We start from the raw sequence: 17,703 nt of genomic DNA, 5'->3' as shown, positions 1-17,703 counted from the left end.
TACACGAAATTGATCTTTTAACTTTTGTGGCTTTGCAAGTAACCTGTAAAGCTGCCCTAATAAATCATACCCTACTATGCATAAGAAGAACCTTAGTATGAGCCTGCTGCGCCGCACCCTTGCGCTGTCTTTGCTGGTTGCATCATTTTCGGCCTGCCAGGAGAAAGACACCAGCCAATCAGAGAGCGAATCGCCGGGTGTAGCCCTGTGGCTGACAACCCCTGATCAGTCCGTTTTGTTCGAGCGCCAGGATTCAAGCCTCGAGTTTGGTAGCAGCACAAATCAGCAGCTTACCATTGAGGTGAACGAGAATGAAACGTACCAAACCATGGATGGCTTCGGTTTCTCGTTGACAGGGGGAAGTGCCCTGCTTATTCACCAGATGGACCCGCAGAATCGTGCCGCTCTACTGGAGGAGTTATTCGGTACGGAAGGTAAAAACATTGGCATCAGCTACCTGCGTGTAAGTATAGGTGCCTCCGACCTAGATCCGGAGGTGTTTTCGTACAACGACCTGGCTGCCGGTGAGACGGATGTGAACATGGAGAAGTTTGACCTGTCGCCGGACAGGAAATACCTGATTCCGGTGCTGAAGGAAATCCTGGCTATCAATCCAGACATTAAAATTATGGGATCGCCATGGTCGCCACCTACCTGGATGAAGACCAACAATAACTCAAAAGGAGGAAGCCTGAAGCCGGAGTATTACGATGCCTATGCCAAGTACTTTATGGAGTATATTCAAGGTATGGCGGCAGAGGGGATCACCGTAGATGCCATAACGGTGCAGAACGAGCCCTTGCATCCCGGCAACAACCCAAGTCTGCTGATGCTGGCGGAAGACCAGGCAATTTTCGTAAAGAACCACTTAGGGCCAACTTTCGAAGCAGCCAACCTGGAAACCAAGATTGTAATTTACGATCATAATGCCGACCGCCCTGATTACCCAATTACTATTTTAAATGATCCGGAGGCGAAGAAGTATATTGATGGCGCTGCCTTTCACCTGTATGGCGGCACAATAGACGCGCTCTCCAAAGTACACGAAGCCCATCCGGATAAGAATTTATACTTTACAGAGCAGTGGATTGGCGCACCGGGCGATTTCCCGGAAAATCTCCACTGGCACACCAAGAACCTGATCATCGGTGCCCCGCGTAACTGGAGCAAAAACGTGTTGGAATGGAATCTGGCAGCTGATCCGGAGCAGAATCCGCATACCCCCGGCGGTTGTACAGAGTGTCTGGGTGCTGTTACAGTTGATGGCAACTCAATTACCCGCAATCCGGCCTACTATATTATAGCACATGCTTCAAAGTTTGCCCGTCCAGGTTCCGTACGCATTGCCAGTAATATGCCGGATACCTTACCAAATGTTGCGTTCAAAACTCCCGAAGGACAATTGGTGCTGATTGTACTGAATGACAGCACGACTACCCAAAGCTTCAACATCAGCCATAAAGGAAAGCAGGTAGCATCCAACCTGCCTGCGGGCGCTGTTGGCACGTATGTGTGGTAAGTATAATCGACCGCGACCACAGCCCATACTTCTAACCGATAAAGGCCTGTAGCAAACGCCGCAGGCCTTTATCGATTTTACACAAAACAAGTGCTAGTTACCGCCGGTGCGGTTCAGTTCATCCAGGTCCACGTTACGTTTCTTCGACTCAAACTCGGAGCCCTTGCTGAAGCGGTAGCGCAGGTTAATTCGGAAAGAGCGGGCGCCGTGGTACTGCTCAATGGCGTTCACGTTCCCGTTCAGGTTGGTGTTCACCTTCAGCACACGGCTCTTGAAAATGTCGGTAACGTTCATGCTCAGCGTCAGCCTATCGTCCAGGAAGGTGCGCTTTAGGCCGGCATCCACCCACCACTGCTCACCTATCTGGTAGAGGCCATATACGGCAGGGCTCTGGTAGCTGCCACCCAGTTCCAGACGGATGCTTTGCGGCAGCAGCACGTTGTTGGTCGTCTGGGCGATGGCCGTTACCTGGTCGTTTACCACCATGTCGCTATTGACAGCGTTCGTATACTCCTGGTACATCACCACCACGTTGTTGCTGATATCCCAGTTGTTGGAGATCTTGATCGGGGCCACTAGGGTGGCTCTGGCGCTCTTCAGGTCACGCACGTTCTGCCGCTGGAAAACGGTGGTGTTGTTCTCCGGGTTCTGGTTGGGCACCTCCGCTATAAAGTCTTTCGTTACTGCGTAACCGAGTATGAGGTTGTAAGTCTGCTTTAGGGTGTGTGTTACCTCATAGGAGTTGGTGTACTGCGGCCGGAGTTCCGGGTTGCCCTGGGCCCAGGTATACGGGTCGAGGTAGAAGATGAACGGGTTCAGTGCCTCGTAGTGCGGCCTGTTGATACGGCGGCTATACTTGTAGCCGATCTGGTAGTTGTCGCTTACCTTCTGCTGCAGGAACACGCTGGGGAACAGGTTCAGGTAGCTGCGGTCTTTCTTCGATTTTTTGGTGATAGAGGTGCCCGTGGATGCTGTCTGTTCTGCGCGTAAGCCCGCCTGCAGAGTCCATTTCGCACCCAGGCTGGTATTCAGGTTGGCATAAGCCGCATAGATATTTTCCTTAAAAACGAAGTGGTTCGTGCGTTTGGGGTCCAGCGACTTTCTCTCGTCGGAGGTCTCGAAGAAGCGCAGTTCGTTATCTGATACTACATGGCTGACCTTGGCGCCCAGTTCGAGCTTGGTTTCTTTGTTGAGCGGCTTGGTATAGTCTACCTTGGCTGAGTAGATGTCGTAGCTGGTGGGGTTTTCGCTCAGCAGCAACTCGTGCCGTACCGGCTCGTCGCTGCCCAGGGTTTCATAGCGGTTCCTGAACTCGAAGTCATCGTCGCTGAGGATGTGCACATAATCCAGGTCGGCCGAAAGGGTAGTGCCCAGGGTATCGAGCTTGCCCATATAGTGCAGGTTAAACGTGCCGTTGCCATAATAGCCCTCGGCCGAGTTCAGGGCATCGATGTACAGGGGAGCGGTAGCGCCAGGCTCCCGCAGGTAGGAATCCGTCTGGAAGGCAAACTCGCTGCGGTTGTAGATCAGGTTGGCCATCACCCCCACGCTGTGTTTGTCGTTAAAATCGTAGTCGGTGCCGAGGCGCAGGGAGGGCTCCAGCCGTTTTACCTCTTCTTTGCCGATCTGGTCGAAGCTGGTTTTGCCGCCGTCCCGGTTCTGAAAAATGCGGTTCATCTCCATGTCGCGGTAGCGCATGCGGCGGGCAGCATCCAGGCTGGCAAACGAGTTCCACTTGCCGCTCTTGTAGCTCACCTCCGCACCGGAAGTATAAGTGCTCAGGTTGTTGTACTGGTAACCGGCGTACACACTGCCGTTCATACCCGTATCCGCATTCTTTTTCAGGTTGAGGTTGATCACCCCGGAGGCACCCTCCGCGTCATACTTGGACGAAGGGTTAGAAATGATCTCCAGGTCCTTTACGTTCTCGGCCGTCATGCCTTGCAGCAGCGTCTGCAGCTCCTTACCGGAAAGATAGCTGCGCTTGCCGTTGATCATGATCTGCACGCCGGATTTGCCATTGAGCTGGATGTTGCCGTCCTGGTCTATCCACACGCCCGGCGATTTGGCCAGGATCTCATAAGCGGTGCTGCCAGCAGCCAGGGCGGTGCCTTCCACGCTCACCACCATTTTATCCGCCTCTGTCACCACCGTGGGGCGCAGGGCCTGCACCTGCACCTCTTTCAGGGTTTTCACATCCGGCTTTACCTGCAGCTTGCCGAAATCCTTCGAAAAGTCCGGGCCCGACACCTCAAAGGCAGGTGTCTGCAGGTCCAGGTAACCCAGGCCGCTTAGCTTGAGCAGGTACGTGCCTTTGGCAGGGGTCATGATCTGGAAGTTGCCATCCATGTCGGCAATGGCGCCTGTAACAACCTTAGCCGTGGCGGCCTCCAGCACGGCCACATTCACAAAGCCTACCGGCTTTTTTTGGTCGTCTATTACAGTGCCTGTGAGCATCCCCGCAGATTGCGCGAAGGTATGGCTGCTGGATAGAAAAAAGAGGAAGATGAGGTAAACGTAAAATCTTTTCATGGTTTTATTTTGTGTCGTAGTTGATAGATGGATCGATGATGCAAACTTATACTATAGTACTTTGTATTGCAAGGTACTGTTTGGGTTCTGATTTACTTTTTAGACGAACGAGCAGATTTTATCTTCTAACAGCAGCCATGCCCGGGCGAGAAAGCCTTTCCTGTGTTTGCGGATTCGTGGCGCGGCGCATTGTGTAGAAAGATGCCCGAAGGAGGGAGTTGGTTGCCTGGCGGGGTAAAATTTTTGTAGGGAAGCATGCCGCGTGGCCCGGTAAGCCTGTAGCTATACTTTCATCACTGCGCAGGTATGGCAGGAAGTGTCTCTAGCGCCGGCCATACTTTAAAGCTTTTGCCGGCGGTGGCCACAGCATAACGAGGATAGGAGCAAATTCGAAAAGGAGTTATACTTGGTTGGTGAATTATTGCTGGCTCAACTTTACCCAGCGCCTCTTTCATTCGGCAGGGAGGACAGATTTCTGAAACAAGAAAGGCAGAGAACCCTGAAGTCCTCTGCCTTTTATACTTGTAGTGTCTTTTTATACTTAGTTGAGCACTTCCTCGGTGCTGCCGCACTTCAGCATTTTGTCGCCAAAGTATGGGTTGCGGATTTCCTCGTTCGCGCTCAGCCAGTAAGCGCCCTTGTCGTTCAGAGCCATGGGGCAATGCTGGTAGTATAGTTTCTGGTCAGTGGCACCATAGGCCTTGGCCAGAGCATAAACCGACTCAGAGAGCTGCTCCAGGCTCTCGCGCTGCGCGTCGATGCTGGTTGCGCCGGCAATGCTGGAGGCGCTGCTCACGATATTTCCGGTTTTTTCCTCGGCATACGCCTTTGACTCCGCCTCAGCGATGTCCGCTACAGGCACGGCCTTGGCCAGATTAAGCACCTGGTTGGCAGCGGCCTTGGCAGCTGCTGCGTCTGAGGCAACCAGGGCATCCTTCAGCTTCAGGTACTCCTCCACCAGCTGCACTACCTGCGTTTTTACAGGCTCAGCCACAGACGAGTAGTCAGGCGTTTCCACTACCGCCTGGTTTGCGGCATCGGCCTTGGTCATGTCTCCATGGTCCATGCCCTCGTGGCCCTGGTGCTCTGTTGATGCTTCTGTATGCTCAGAGCTGCTCTCCGAGCAAGAGGCAAAGGTGAAGGCGGCTACTACAGCAGCTGCAAAAAGTGTCTTTTTCATTTCAAGAGATTTAATGGACTGTATGTTACAAAGGTATACATTCATTTCTGAAAAGCAGAAACTATGTATGCCGTTGATGCTTACGCACTACCCGGTATGCGCTATTGCACATACTTTTCATAGTTTTCCTCAGAGGCAAAGTATAGCACATCGCCGTTGGTGCTGCCTGGCTTCAGGGCAATAAAGGCCGTTGACTTGTCCACTTCCTCGCCCGTTACGGGGTCGGTGGCGTAGCGCACCTCGCGCTGGTTCTTGATGGTGTTCACGCACATTTCGCAGCAGCCATAGTACATTTTGTCCTCAAAGGCCACCGGGTACTGCTCTTTGCCCATAAAGGCGTTGTTCACCATGCACACCAGGTCCTTGGGCAGACCATCTTCTGTCATCAGGTCGGCAGGGGAGGCTTGTTGCTGTGGTTGCATGCTGGCCATGTGGCCTTCGTGTCCGGTAGGAGCTTGGGTGGTGGTCTCGGGGGCTGCGGTAGCCTGCGTTACCGGGCTGTTCTCCGAGCTACACGAGGCCAGCAGTACTGCCGATAAAACGGTGGTGTAAAACAGGTTCTTTTTCATGGGTACAGTATAAGTTAAGTAGTAAACTGTTCAAAGAATACCAGCCCGAGGGCCAGCAATAGCACCAGGTACAGCAGCCACTTCAGCCAGTTCTGCTTTGGCTTGCGCGGCTCGGTGTCGCCGGTTCTGCAACATTCTTTCATGGCAAAATAGTTTTAGTGCACGTGCCCTTGTGCCGGTTTGGGCTTTTCTCCGGCAGGTGCTCCTGCGCCCTGCCGGAAGGTCTGTTCCGTCTCACCGCAGGTCATCATGGCTTCTCCAAAGTATGGGTTGCGGATTTCCTTCTGCTCACTCAGCCAGTAGGCACCCTGGTCGTTGGAGGCCATCGGGCATTTCTGCTTGTATACGGTTTCCTTGTTCGTGCCAAAAGTCTCCACTACCTCGATCAGGTGGTCGGAGAGGGGCGAGAAGGCCTCGCGCTGTTTCCCGATGTCGGTGCTTTTCTGGATAGCTGCGGCATTCGCCTGCAGCGCGGGCAGCAGCTGCATCCATTTGGCGTGGGTACTGCCATCCAACAGGCTCATGTCCACTTTGTTCAATGCCTGGCCGAAGGTGGCAGCCGCCTGGCTGGCCCCGGCCGCATCAGAAGCCACCAGCTCGTTCTTCAGCGTATAATAAGCATCTACCAGTGCCGTCACCTGCTGCCGGAACTGCTCCGGCACCTCCAGTAGTTTGCTGGCCGGCGCCGACATCATACTATAGTTGCCGCTAAGCTGGGCGGCTCCGTCCACGGCGAAGACACCGTTGGTTACCACCTGCTCCCCTTCGCTCAGCCCGGACTCCACCAGGTACATATCGCCCAGGCGAGGCCCCAACGTTACCTCCCGCATCTCAAAGGCCGGCGCGTCACGGTCATCCACCTTCACATACACCACCGAGCGCTTTCCGGTCCATAACACGGCGGTGCGCTGTACGGCCAGTGCATTCTCCTTGGTAGTGGTTTTTGAGGATGTTATGATGCGGGCGTTGGCAAACATGCCTGGCTTCAGTTGGTTGCCCGGGTTGCTGACCTCTGCGCGCACCTGCACGGCGCGGGTGCTGGCATCCAGCACGGGCGTTACGAACTGTACCTTAGCAGTGAACTCCTTGCCCGGTATGCCCGGCACGGTAAAGCTTACCGTCGCGCCTTCCTTAACCCAGGAAAGGTCGCTTTCATAGGCATCCAGCACCACCCACACCGACGACAGGTTGGCAACCTCTACCAGCACAGACCCTGTGCTTACGTAATCGCCTACAGCCACCAGGCGCTCGGTTACCACCCCGGAGGCATCCGCGTAGATATCAAAGTTGGTGAGTAGTTCGTTTGCATTCTCGATGCGCTGGATCTGGCTGCTGGAGATGTTCCAGAGCCGCAGCTTTGTTTTGGCTGCCTCGTAAAGCTCCGGCATCAGGTCCTTTGATTTGGCCGCCTCCTGCAGCTCGCGCTGGGCCGTTAGCAGTTCCGGGGAGTACAGGGAAGCCAGCTTCTGGCCCTTGCGCACCTCCTGGCCCGTGAAGTTTACATACAGCCGCTCGATGCGGCCCGGGAACTTGGCCGTGATGGAGGAGACCTTCTGCTCGTTCAGCTGCACCGTACCAGAGAGCAACAGCTCATTTTCCGGGTTCATCAGCTGTACCGGCGAGGTCTGGATGTTGGAAAGCGCGATGGCCTCCGGCGTCATCTCCAGCACGTAGGGGCTTGCCTCGCCGGAGCTGCCATTCGCCGTAACCGGAATCAAGTCCATACCGCAAAGCGGGCACTTGCCCGGCCCATCCTGCCTGATCTGCGGGTGCATAGAGCAGGTATACTCCGTTGCGCCTGCCGTTTCGGCCGCATGGTTGTGCGCTTCTTCAGAGGATCGTCCCCCAAAGATAAGCCAGCCCAGCAGCAGGCCCCCCAGGGCGATGAGCAGGTAAGTTGCGAATTGTTTATTTCTTGGTTTCATCTGTTTATCCTGTAGATACTTTTCAGTTTTTTAATAGGGTGGGTCTCCGGACCCCTGCATACTATACCTGGGCCAGAGGCCCAGTTGAGTCGGAGACTCAACATTCACGCCAAGGCACGAATCATAAGATGCGCGCCAAGGTAGGTTTATCAATTGTCGCTGTTCATCATGCGATTAATCGCTGAGACAGCCGTGTGCTGATCCGTGATGGCCTGCAGTTGCTGCTGCCGGAAGCCAAGTATGGCCTGGCGCTGCCGCAGGATCTCCTCAATACCTGCTCCTGCCACGCTATAGTTGGTGGTAAGCAGGCGGATGGCCTGCTCGTTGAGCGTGATCTGGTCCTGCAGCAACTGCAGGGTGCTGGTGGCGCGCTGGTAGTCGTAGAGCAGGGTGCTCAGCTCGGCGAACAGCATGTTCTCGGTGGCCTCTTTGTTGGCTACGGCAGCCTCCTGCGCAAACTGTGCCTCCTTCCGGGCCGCTTTATACTTTTTGCGGTAGATCGGCAGCGTTACGGTTACCATCGGCATCACCATGTTCTCGCCGCCCATCGGCATCTGCGTCATCTCGTCCGGCCTGGGTTTGAATACCATGTAGTTGAGGCCCACGCCAAACATAGGCCTGCCCATGAGCTGTGCCATGCGGAGCTGTGCCTCGCGCGCCTTTGCGTCCCATTCATACATCTTCAGCATGGGGTGGTTCTGGCGGATAGAATCCTGGATCAGGGATAGCGAGGCGGGCAGGGCAACGGGCTCCAGCGTATCAGCAATCTGCACCTCCAGGCTATGGTCCCGGTTGAGCATGCTGTTGAAGGCGATCTGCTTTGGCCTGCGGGAGTCGCGGAGGAGCTGCAACCTATTCTCCAGGTCCTTCACCTGCACCCTGATCAGGATGACATCCACCATGCTGTTACCTGAGGAAGCCATACTTGACATACCGCCGCTCATACTTCCTCCGCCGGAGGAGCCGCTGGTGCTGCCGGTCGCGCCGCCCATACCCGCCATGCCACCAGAGGCATTGCTGCCTCCACCCGTTTTAGAAGTAGTGCCCATGCTTTGGCGCGGGGTGGATGGAGCTGATGAGGAAGCCGCGGGCGCCGATTTATACTTGGCCAGCGCCAGTCGCTCCAGCGCCTGCAGTATCTCCAGTTCCCGCTCCAGCAACAGCACTTCCCGGTCTATCTGATAGAGGCTGAGCCAGGTGGTGCGCACGGTGTGGTAGAGGTTGATCTTTGCCTCGATAAAAGACGAAAACTGCATCTGTGCCATGTAGTTCGCCTCTGTTTTGGCAGCATCCAGCGAGCCGAACCACGGGAACATCTGCATGATGGAGATATCGCCCACCTGACTGCCCATGAACCGGTCCATCGGCTTGAGGAAGAAGTTGAAGGTAGCTTCCGGGTCCGGAAGGCCACCCGCCTGCGGCACTTTCTGCAGCGCCGCCTGGTACTCGGCGTAGCGGGCCTTCAGCTGCGGGTTGTTCTCTCCGGCCATCACCAGGTACTCCTCCAGGGTTTGCGCCTGCGCGAGTGGGGCGAGTGCCAGCAGTATCAGTATACTTAAAACGATCTTTTTCATGCTACTTGCTTGGTTTGCTTTTTTACCCTCAGTTCCTCGCGCCAGCTGTAGAGCACCGGCACGATGAACAGCGTGATCAAGGCCACTGTCATACCTCCGAAGGTTGGAATCGCCATCGGCACCATGATGTCGGAGCCCCGGCCGGTGGAGGTGAGCACCGGCAGCAGCGCCAGCAGGGTAGTGGCCGTGGTCATCAGACACGGCCTTACACGGCGCATGCCGGCCTCCAGCACTGCCTGGCGCACCTGTTTTCGGGACTCCGGATGAAGGTTGTCAAAACTCTGCTTCAGGTAGGTGCCCATCACCACGCCGTCATCCGTGGCGATGCCGAACAAGGCAATAAAGCCCACCCAGACGGCCACGCTCAGGTTAAAGTTGCGCATCTGGAACAGGTCCCGTATGTTGGTGTCTGCAAAGGAGAAGTTCATGAACCAGTCCTGTCCATAGAGCCAGAGCATCAGGAAGGCGCCCGAGAAAGCCATTGCGATGGCCGTGAAAATGAACAGCGTGGTCCAGACGGAGCGGAACTGGAAGTATAAAATCAGGAAGATGATGAGCAAACTGAGTGGGATGATGATGGCCAGGCGCTCTTCGGCGCGAATCTGATTCTCGTAGTTGCCCGAAAACTTGAAGCTTACACCAGCCGGCACCACCAGCTCACCAGAATCGATCTTCTGGCTCAGGAAGCGCTGCGCATCCTCCACCACCGTTACCTCGGCAAAGCCGTCCTGCTTGTCGAGCAGCACGTAGCCTGTCAGGAATGAATTTTCGCCGCGAATCATCATCGGGCCAGGGCGGTACACCACCTCTGCCACTTCTCCCAGCGGAATCTGCGCCCCACTAGCCGTCGTGATCAGGATCCTATCAATGGATTCAGGGTCGTTCCTGTATTCGCGGGCGTAGCGGGCGCGGATGGAGTAGCGCTCGCGTCCTTCCACGGTGGTGGTCATGGCCATGCCACCCATTGCAACCTCAATGTACTCCTGCACGTCGGTCACGTTCAGGCCATAGCGTGCCATGGCCTTGCGGTTCAGCTCAATCTCCATGTAGGGCTTGCCCAGCGACCGGTCGGCGAACACGGCTTCCGGTTTTACGGAGGGCACCTGCTTCAGCAGGCGCTCCAACTGCAGGCTGAAGTCCTCGATGGTCTCCAGGTCCGGGCCGAATACCTTCACGCCCATCGGCGCGCGCATACCTGTCTGCAGCATCACCAGTCGCGTCTCGATGGGCTGCAGTTTCGGAGCCGAGGTTACGCCCGGTATGTTGGCCACCTTTACGATCTCATCCCAGATGTCATCCGGGCTCTTGATATGGTCGCGCCACTGGCGGAAGTATTCCCCGTTGCTATCTGCTATTAACTCACCGGCCTCGTTACGCACGAACTTACCCTCCTCGTCTACCTTAAAGCGCAGGCGCTGGCCGTTCGCGTCGGTTTTATACTCTGATTTATACTGGATCATGTTCTCGAACATCGACATCGGAGCGGGGTCCAGGGCGGTTTCAGCGCGGCCGGCCTTGCCTACCACCGACTCCACCTCCGGGATAGCCGTGATGAGCATGTCCAGTTGCTGCACAATGCGCAGGTTGGCCTCTACGCCGGAGTGCGGCATGGAGGTGGGCATGTACAGGAAGGCCCCCTCGTCCAGGGATGGCATGAACTCCTCGCCCATACCCGGGAACGTATGCGCCAGTCCGCTCCATATGGAGGTGGTGCGGATGTTATACCCTGTCTTGTCGATGCCGCTGGCAAACCACCCGAACAGGCCGTTAAATCCCACCCATATGGTCAGGCCGAGCAGCATTATGAAGGCAGGTATAAGCAGGAACGTGCTTTTGTGATCAAGGCACCACATCAGGATGCGCGGGTAAGCGGCAATGAACAGGGCAAAAGCGCCCAGAAGCAACCCGATAACCAGCAGGATGAAGATGAAGTTGGTCAGCAGGCTAACGGAGGCACCCAGCGGCATCCATTGGGTGGCCAGCAGCCACGACACCGCGAGCACGGCAATCCCCACCATAACCGGTGTATTATACTTGCCATAGCGCTCCGGCTGATAGTAGGTAAGCAGGTTGTTGGCAGCGATAAGTATAAGCACGATGCCTGCCAGCGGAAGTATAAACAGCGCCACTACTCCCAACACCAGCAGCCCCCAGTTCAGAATTTTGGACCAGCTAACGCTCTTTGACCTCAGCCCAAAGACAGTATGCGCAAAGGCCGGCATGATCAGGAGCGTAAAGATAAGGGAGGCGATCAGCGCAAAGGTTTTGGTATAGGCCAGCGGGCCGAACAGCTTTCCTTCCGCGGCCTCCATGGTGAACACCGGCAGGAAACTCACGACGGTAGTGGCCACGGCGGTGAGGATGGCGCTGCTCACCTCAGCGGCGGCGTTGTATACCGTTTTCAGCAGCGACTGCCCGGGCGGGGCCTCCTCCATGTGCCGCAGGATGTTCTCATTGAGTATAATCCCCAGATCCACCATGGTGCCGATGGCAATGGCAATACCCGACAGGGCCACGATGTTGGCGTCCACATTGAACTGCTTCATCATGATAAAGCACATGAGCACGGCCAGTGGGAGCAGGGCTGATATAAGGAGCGAGGCACGCAGGTTGTACACCATCACGATGATGACGATGATCGTGATCAGGATCTGAAGTATGATCGCCTCGCTCAGGGTGCCCAGGGTTTCGTTAATCAGTTGGGTGCGGTCGTAGAAAGGCACTACGGTTACTTTGGAGGTGCGCCCGTCGGCCAGCTTCTTGGAGGGCAGGCCGGCAGCGATCTCGTCCAGCTTCTCCTTCACGTTGTTGATCACGGCCAGCGGGTTATCGCCATAGCGGGCCACCACCACACCCCCCACCGCCTCGGCACCGCTTTTATCCAGGATGCCCAGCATGGAGCGGTCGGCCGGGCCGATGTTGACCCGGGCAATGTCGCGGATACGGATGGGAACGTTGGCGTTTACCCGGACCACGGCCTCCTCAATGTCCTCCAGGTCCTGCACGTAGCCGAGGCCACGCACCAGGTACTCCACCTGGTTTATCTCCACGGTATTGGCGCCCACATCCTGGTTACTGTTCTGCAGGGCAGTCATCACCTCCATCATCGAGATGTTGTTGGCCTTCATGGCCACCGGGTCCAGGTCCACCTGGTACTCCTTGATATATCCTCCCACCGAGGCCACCTCGGCCACACCCTCGGCCCCGGCCAGGGAGTAGCGCACATAGTAGTCCTGGATGGTGCGCAGTTCGTGGAGGTCCCAGCCGCCGGCAGGCTTACCCTCTTCGTCGCGGCCTTCCAGGGTGTACCAGTACACCTGCCCCAGCGCCGTGGCATCCGGGCCCAGCTTTGGCGTTACCTCGTCGGGCAGCAGGTCGGAGGGCAGCGAGTTTAGTTTCTCCAGGATGCGGGAGCGGCTCCAGTAGTACTCCGTGTCCTCGTCGAAAATGACGTAGATGCTGGAAAACCCGAACATGGAAGTGGAGCGGATGGTCTTCACACCCGGCATTCCCAAAAGGGAAGTGGTGAGGGGATAGGTGATCTGGTCTTCCACGTCCTGCGGGGAGCGCCCCATCCACTCGGTGAAAATGATTTGCTGGTTCTCGCCAATGTCCGGGATGGCATCCACCGGAACCGGATCGCTTGGCAGGAAGTTAACGTTCCAGTTGAACGGGGACACGACAATGCCCCAGCCAAGGATGAGCAGCAGGAGCAGCACGGTGACCAGTTTCTGCTCCAGGAAGAATTTTATTACGCTGTTTAACATGCTTTAATCGATTGAATGCAGGGAAGGATGGCCACCGGAAAGGCAGCGCAAAACCATACCAGCCGGAGGGCGGGTAGCTATCGAGAAAAAGCAGGGATTATAGAAGGAAGGACTGCACCAGCACCGGTATGTCGCGGGCCAGCGGGGGGGAAGTATAAAGCGCGTAAGTCGGCTCTAGATCTGTTTCGGAAGTATAAAACCGGAAGATAACCGCCTTTATTATTGCCAGCAGCTGCAGATCCTGCAGCTTGGTCAGCGAGATGACGTCGTGCTTGGAAGTGGCGTCAAGACGCTCCACCACAAAGGCATGATCCTTACAGCAGGTATCCTCTTTTTGATCAAGTACCGGTGTATGGCAGGCGGGGAACTTCTCTGCCGGCTGGTGCATGTCCATCGGACAGTCGGCCTCAGCGCCAAACAACGTAATGTCGCGCAGCTCGCCACCACAAATATGCAGCCCTACGGCCATGCCCGTCGAGGAGACGAGCACTAGCAGCGTAAGGGTTAGCAATATGACCTGGCGGTAAAGCTTCATGGTATATGTTTATACTTGCTGCAAAGGTAAGCCCCAGGCGGCAAGTATGGTTATACAATTATGAAAAACTTTTACAACATTCCCATGAAGTTTCGGCGAAATGCAGCTAAAGTCCGATACAAAGCAGGTTATCTGAACTCAGCACAATCCGGGGAAGGCACGTAGACGCCACCCGCCTGTTGGTATACCACCCGGGCGCCCAGGTGGCCGGCATAGGTCAGGAAACCGGTGCCCGCGACGAGCAGCAGGAGAATCACAGCCTGCACCAGGCGCGGTTTAAAGGTGAGCAGGCCCGTGCGCCAGGCTAGGTCCAGGAGCGCGGCGGCCGTGAAAGTATAGGTAAGGTACTCGGCAAAAATCTGGTGCTGCTTGAGCACGGTGGGGTCGCATAATTTGCGGGAGACCACGCCATCGGCCAGGTTGCCGGTATAAAGGCTGAGCCAGGCGGCCAGGGCGCCGGCGTACAGTAAATAAGAACCCGCCTTCTGCCAGAAATCAGCAGAAGCGGGCTTTAAGAAGATAGCAATCAGTTTTACAAGCGTGGCAAAAGTCAGCAGCGCTATCGGGAAATGCACCGTGAGCGGATGCCATACTTCTGTTCGCCAGAATGTTGGCTCAGGCATGCTATTCCAGGATTCTTACTGCCTTCGGGTCGAGGCGCTGGCCTACTTTCTCTACCTCCACTTCTACACGCTGGCCTTTCTGCAGCTGGTCAAAAGTTACCGTTTCGCCGTTGCGGGTCAGGGTGGTGTTCTCGGTAAAGTATAGCTCCAGGCGTCTGTCGTCGTCGGTCTTTACATAGATCTCGGTTTTCTCCGGCTCTACCTCATCCACGGTGCCCTGGTAGGTGCCAGACTCCACCACGTCGGTGCCCTGGCTGCAAGAGAACAGAAGCGGGACCATGAAAAGGAAGGCCAATAAGAATGGTTTAATGCGGTTCATAGTTTTTGGTTTTAAAAGATGAAAAATGATTGCCTTACCGGTAAAGTATAGCAAATTGTATATACGCAACTATTAGAAAAGGGTAAGAAAAAGCTCGCTTTTTATGGATGATGAGCTTTACGCCTGATCAACCCAGTGCCTTTATACTTGCTTCCATGTGCTGCAGGAAAAGGTGAATGTGGTAGCCGTCGGCCAGGGCGTGATGCACCCGCACGCTCAGCGGCAGCAGTACTTTTTCATCCTGCATCTCCAGCTTTCCGAAGGCTAGCTTGGGGATGGCATCGTTAGGGTCATCGGCGTGCGCATGCTCCATACCTTTAAACTTGAACCAGGGCAGGGTGGTGGCATGCAGCAGGTCCGGGCCGTTGTAGCCGTAAAACAGGCGATTGCTCTTTTTAACCTCCGCCACAATCTCGGCGCTGTTGTGGCAGAAAGTATGGAGATCCGGGTGGTGGGGCAGATGCACGAAAGCAACCGTCTTCTGATCGGTGAGCATGGTAGTGGAAATATCCACCGCCTCATACTTTACCACCTCGTCTCCTTCCAGGCGCAGCAGGAAATTCTCCGTTTTGCGGGCCGCCGCGGTGGCAGCGTGCAGGTAGGCCAGGAAAACCGATAAACCGTTTTGTTTGCAGTAATGGTAGAGGTTGGTAATCTCTATCTCGGTGTGGACATTGAAGAAGGGATTGGCAAAGGTCCTAAAGAAATGGAAGTGTTCCTCCCGCTCCCAGCCTTTTACCTCGAACCGGGTTTTGGGAGATCGTGTATGCGTGTTCATGTAAGCTTGAAATGAGGCGCAAAGGTACGATTTCCCCGGAAAGTGAGAGTGGTTCTATTAAGGGATAATCTTGAACCCTACGCCCAGCAGCCCATGCAAGGCCACATTCGAGAGGCGGGCTTTGCCGTTGGCTACAGGCACCTCCACATACGAGGCCGTCACACGTCCTTCGCCAAGTATAAACCACCTATCGGCAAAGTATAAACGCTTGACTACAGCAGCCTCCGCCATGGGCCCGGAAATGTAATAACCTTTGTTAAAGATGCCTTTATTCTCAGGATAGGGAACCCCGCGTATGGTGGATTCCGGATGCGTGATAACAAGTCCGGCGCCGGCAGAGAGGGAAAGGCCATGCACCAGCCAGAGGCGGTTTAGGGTAAGCAGGTTATAGCCATTCGTAATAGAAAAGCGCTGCACCTCTGGCGGGAGGTTGTCGAGGATCAGTTTGTGGTGGGTGAACTTGAGTTCGAAGCCCTTGTCGTTTTGCCAGGTGCTCACCCGGATGTCGTAGTACACGGGCGGGCGGAAGGGTTCTGTTCTATACCTGGCGTCTACCTCCAGCTCTGGCGCATCGTTTTGCTCCATGTGCAACGGAGTCCGGAAGTTATGGGCTGCACCGCCTGCCACCGCCACTTCCCAATTTCTGCCTTGCCCCAGGCCCGCCAGAGGCAGGCTCCAAAGTATCGCTAGTAGCCACAAAACATACTTTCCCCTCATCCCCGTTACCTCCTAAGTATACATACTTTGGTTAAAAGCAGGACGTTGTGCCGTGCAAACGAACTTACTTTGCCACCATCTCCGGGGCCGTGGAGAACACATTCTGAATGACCTCGACCAGGGCGGCCGGGTATACGCCCACCAGCACCAGCAGCAGCGTCAGCACAGCCAGCGTGCCTACACTGGCCAGGTAAATGGAAGGGCGAAGGCGCGGACGGGGTTCTGCCTCTGCCTCGGGTTGCTGAAACATCACGGCCACCACTTTTATGTAGTAGTATAAACCGATCACGGAGTTAAGCACGAGCATGGCCACGAGCAGCCACAGTTGCGTATTTACCCCGGCGGCCAGCACATAAAACTTGCCCACAAAACCGGCGGTAAGCGGAATGCCCGCCAGCGAGAGCAGCATGGCGGTAAAGGCGGTGGCGGTCCAGGGGCGGCGCCAGAGCAGACCGCGGTAATCGTCTAACAGTTCCGCATCGCGTTCCGTATCCGAGAGCATCGCCACCACGCCAAAGGCACCTACCATCGTGATAAAGTATGCCACCAGGTAAAACGTAATCGCCTCCACGCCCAGCCGGTCGCCGGCCAGAAAAGCAACCATCAGGTAGCCCAGATGCGAAATGGAGGAGTAAGCCAGGATGCGCTTGACGTTTGTCTGCATCAGGGCCAGCAGGTTACCGGCTATCATAGAGGCAATCGCGACAATTGAGAAAATGGTGATCAGGGTAGGGTAGCGGAAGCCGTCCACCTCCATAAAAAAGCGAATCAACAGGCCCAGCACGCCTCCCTTGGAAACGGTGGCGATAAAGGCCGTCACCGGGGCAGGGGCGCCTTCATACACATCAGGCGTCCACATATGGAAAGGCACCACGCTCAGCTTAAAACCAATGCCGATGATCATCATGCCAAAGCCGGTGAGCAGCAGAATAGGAAGTTCCTGAAAATCCTTCATGGCCGTGGCGATGCCGGCAAAGGTCATGGTGCCGGTGCTGTAATAAACCAACGCCATCCCGAAGAGCAGGAAAGCTGAGGAAAAAGCAGCCAGTATGAGGTATTTGATGCCGGCCTCGTCGGAACGCTCGCGGGTGCGCAGGTAGGAAATGAGCGAGTATAAGGCTACGCTCAGCACCTCCAGGCCCAGAAAAAGCGAGGCAAAGTGCGTGCTGATGACCAATGTGCAGGCTCCCAAAGTCGATAAGATCAACAGGATGTAATACTCCTCCTTCTGCTCCTCACGCTGCTCAAAGTAGGCATAGGACAGCATGCTGATGACCAGCGCCGTCGCCAGGATCAACCCGATGTAAAACACGCCAAAGCCATCGATCACAAAAAGCGGCTCTATGGCGTGAGCCGTGATGTCCCGCAGCTCAAACAACGACAGAAAGGCGGCCACAAACGACACGGCTGTGATGACATAGATGATCTTGTGGTTCCGCCAGGCCGCCACCACCAGCATGTTGAGGAGTGCAGCTATCGCAAGTATAATCAGCGGCATCAGGTGCAGGAAGTCTGTTTGGCTCATGGCGTTTTTGATTTGTAGTAGTTTATACTTTGTAAACTTTTAAGTTCCCCTTTGAGGGGGGTAGGGGGATGATTGCACGTGCAGAAGCAAATGTTTAATAATACTAGCAATGCTATTTATTTTACTTTGAAGCCAAAGCT

The 17,703-nt window shown here is 55.5% G+C and carries 14 protein-coding genes; 1 reads left to right on the top strand and 13 read right to left on the bottom strand.

Annotation, left to right across the window (positions count from 1 at the left end; translation table 11 throughout):
* The first annotated feature begins 76 nt into the window (after positions 1-76).
* Positions 77-1,519, top strand: coding sequence for a glycoside hydrolase family 30 protein (locus tag A3841_RS19005; RefSeq protein ID WP_235861489.1), 1,443 nt, complete (start codon positions 77-79; stop codon positions 1,517-1,519).
* 93 nt (positions 1,520-1,612) lie between these two features.
* Here the strand turns inward: A3841_RS19005 and A3841_RS19000 are convergent, their stop codons facing one another.
* From A3841_RS19000 to A3841_RS18945, 13 genes are all read right to left on the bottom strand, one after another.
* On the bottom strand, positions 1,613-4,051 hold the full coding sequence (locus A3841_RS19000) for an outer membrane beta-barrel family protein (RefSeq protein WP_073854850.1): 2,439 nt from the start codon (positions 4,049-4,051) through the stop codon (positions 1,613-1,615).
* Positions 4,052-4,592: 541 nt separating this feature from the next.
* Entirely contained in the window at positions 4,593-5,231 is a 639-nt protein-coding gene (locus A3841_RS18995) for a DUF3347 domain-containing protein (protein ID WP_073854848.1), read from the bottom strand.
* Between the two features lie 101 nt (positions 5,232-5,332).
* Complete coding sequence (locus A3841_RS18990) at positions 5,333-5,800, bottom strand: hypothetical protein (RefSeq protein ID WP_073854846.1); 468 nt, start codon at positions 5,798-5,800, stop codon at positions 5,333-5,335.
* Positions 5,801-5,814: 14 nt separating this feature from the next.
* Positions 5,815-5,943 (bottom strand): hypothetical protein, encoded by a 129-nt coding sequence (locus A3841_RS20755; protein ID WP_262502624.1) that lies wholly within the window; start codon positions 5,941-5,943, stop codon positions 5,815-5,817.
* A 12-nt stretch (positions 5,944-5,955) separates the two neighbouring features.
* A complete protein-coding gene (locus A3841_RS18985) occupies positions 5,956-7,725 on the bottom strand; it encodes an efflux RND transporter periplasmic adaptor subunit (protein WP_073854844.1) in 1,770 nt (589 codons plus the stop codon).
* A 149-nt stretch (positions 7,726-7,874) separates the two neighbouring features.
* Positions 7,875-9,299, bottom strand: coding sequence for a TolC family protein (locus A3841_RS18980; protein WP_073854842.1), 1,425 nt, complete (start codon positions 9,297-9,299; stop codon positions 7,875-7,877).
* Positions 9,296-13,066, bottom strand: coding sequence for an efflux RND transporter permease subunit (locus A3841_RS18975; RefSeq protein WP_073854840.1), 3,771 nt, complete (start codon positions 13,064-13,066; stop codon positions 9,296-9,298). Before A3841_RS18975 ends, A3841_RS18980 begins: the two co-directional genes overlap by 4 nt.
* 97 nt (positions 13,067-13,163) lie before the next feature.
* Positions 13,164-13,601, bottom strand: coding sequence for an HYC_CC_PP family protein (locus A3841_RS18970; RefSeq protein ID WP_073854838.1), 438 nt, complete (start codon positions 13,599-13,601; stop codon positions 13,164-13,166).
* 128 nt (positions 13,602-13,729) lie between these two features.
* Positions 13,730-14,224, bottom strand: coding sequence for a DUF2231 domain-containing protein (locus tag A3841_RS18965; protein WP_073854836.1), 495 nt, complete (start codon positions 14,222-14,224; stop codon positions 13,730-13,732).
* Between the two features lies 1 nt (position 14,225).
* Complete coding sequence (locus tag A3841_RS18960) at positions 14,226-14,543, bottom strand: hypothetical protein (protein ID WP_073854834.1); 318 nt, start codon at positions 14,541-14,543, stop codon at positions 14,226-14,228.
* 127 nt (positions 14,544-14,670) lie between these two features.
* Positions 14,671-15,321, bottom strand: a complete 651-nt coding sequence (locus A3841_RS18955; RefSeq protein WP_073854832.1) for a CatA-like O-acetyltransferase — start codon at positions 15,319-15,321, stop codon at positions 14,671-14,673.
* A gap of 57 nt (positions 15,322-15,378) precedes the next feature.
* Positions 15,379-16,020: a hypothetical protein gene (locus tag A3841_RS18950; RefSeq protein WP_139308017.1), complete on the bottom strand. Its 642-nt coding sequence runs from the start codon at positions 16,018-16,020 to the stop codon at positions 15,379-15,381.
* Positions 16,021-16,102: 82 nt separating this feature from the next.
* Positions 16,103-17,563, bottom strand: a complete 1,461-nt coding sequence (locus tag A3841_RS18945; RefSeq protein WP_073854828.1) for an NADH-quinone oxidoreductase subunit N — start codon at positions 17,561-17,563, stop codon at positions 16,103-16,105.
* Between the last annotated feature and the right edge of the window lie 140 nt (positions 17,564-17,703).

The organism is Pontibacter flavimaris (assembly GCF_001907195.1).
In the GTDB taxonomy this organism is placed as follows: Bacteria; Bacteroidota; Bacteroidia; order Cytophagales; family Hymenobacteraceae; genus Pontibacter; species Pontibacter flavimaris.
Note: the sequence above shows the minus strand (reverse complement) of the source record. Positions and strands in the feature narration are given on the sequence as shown.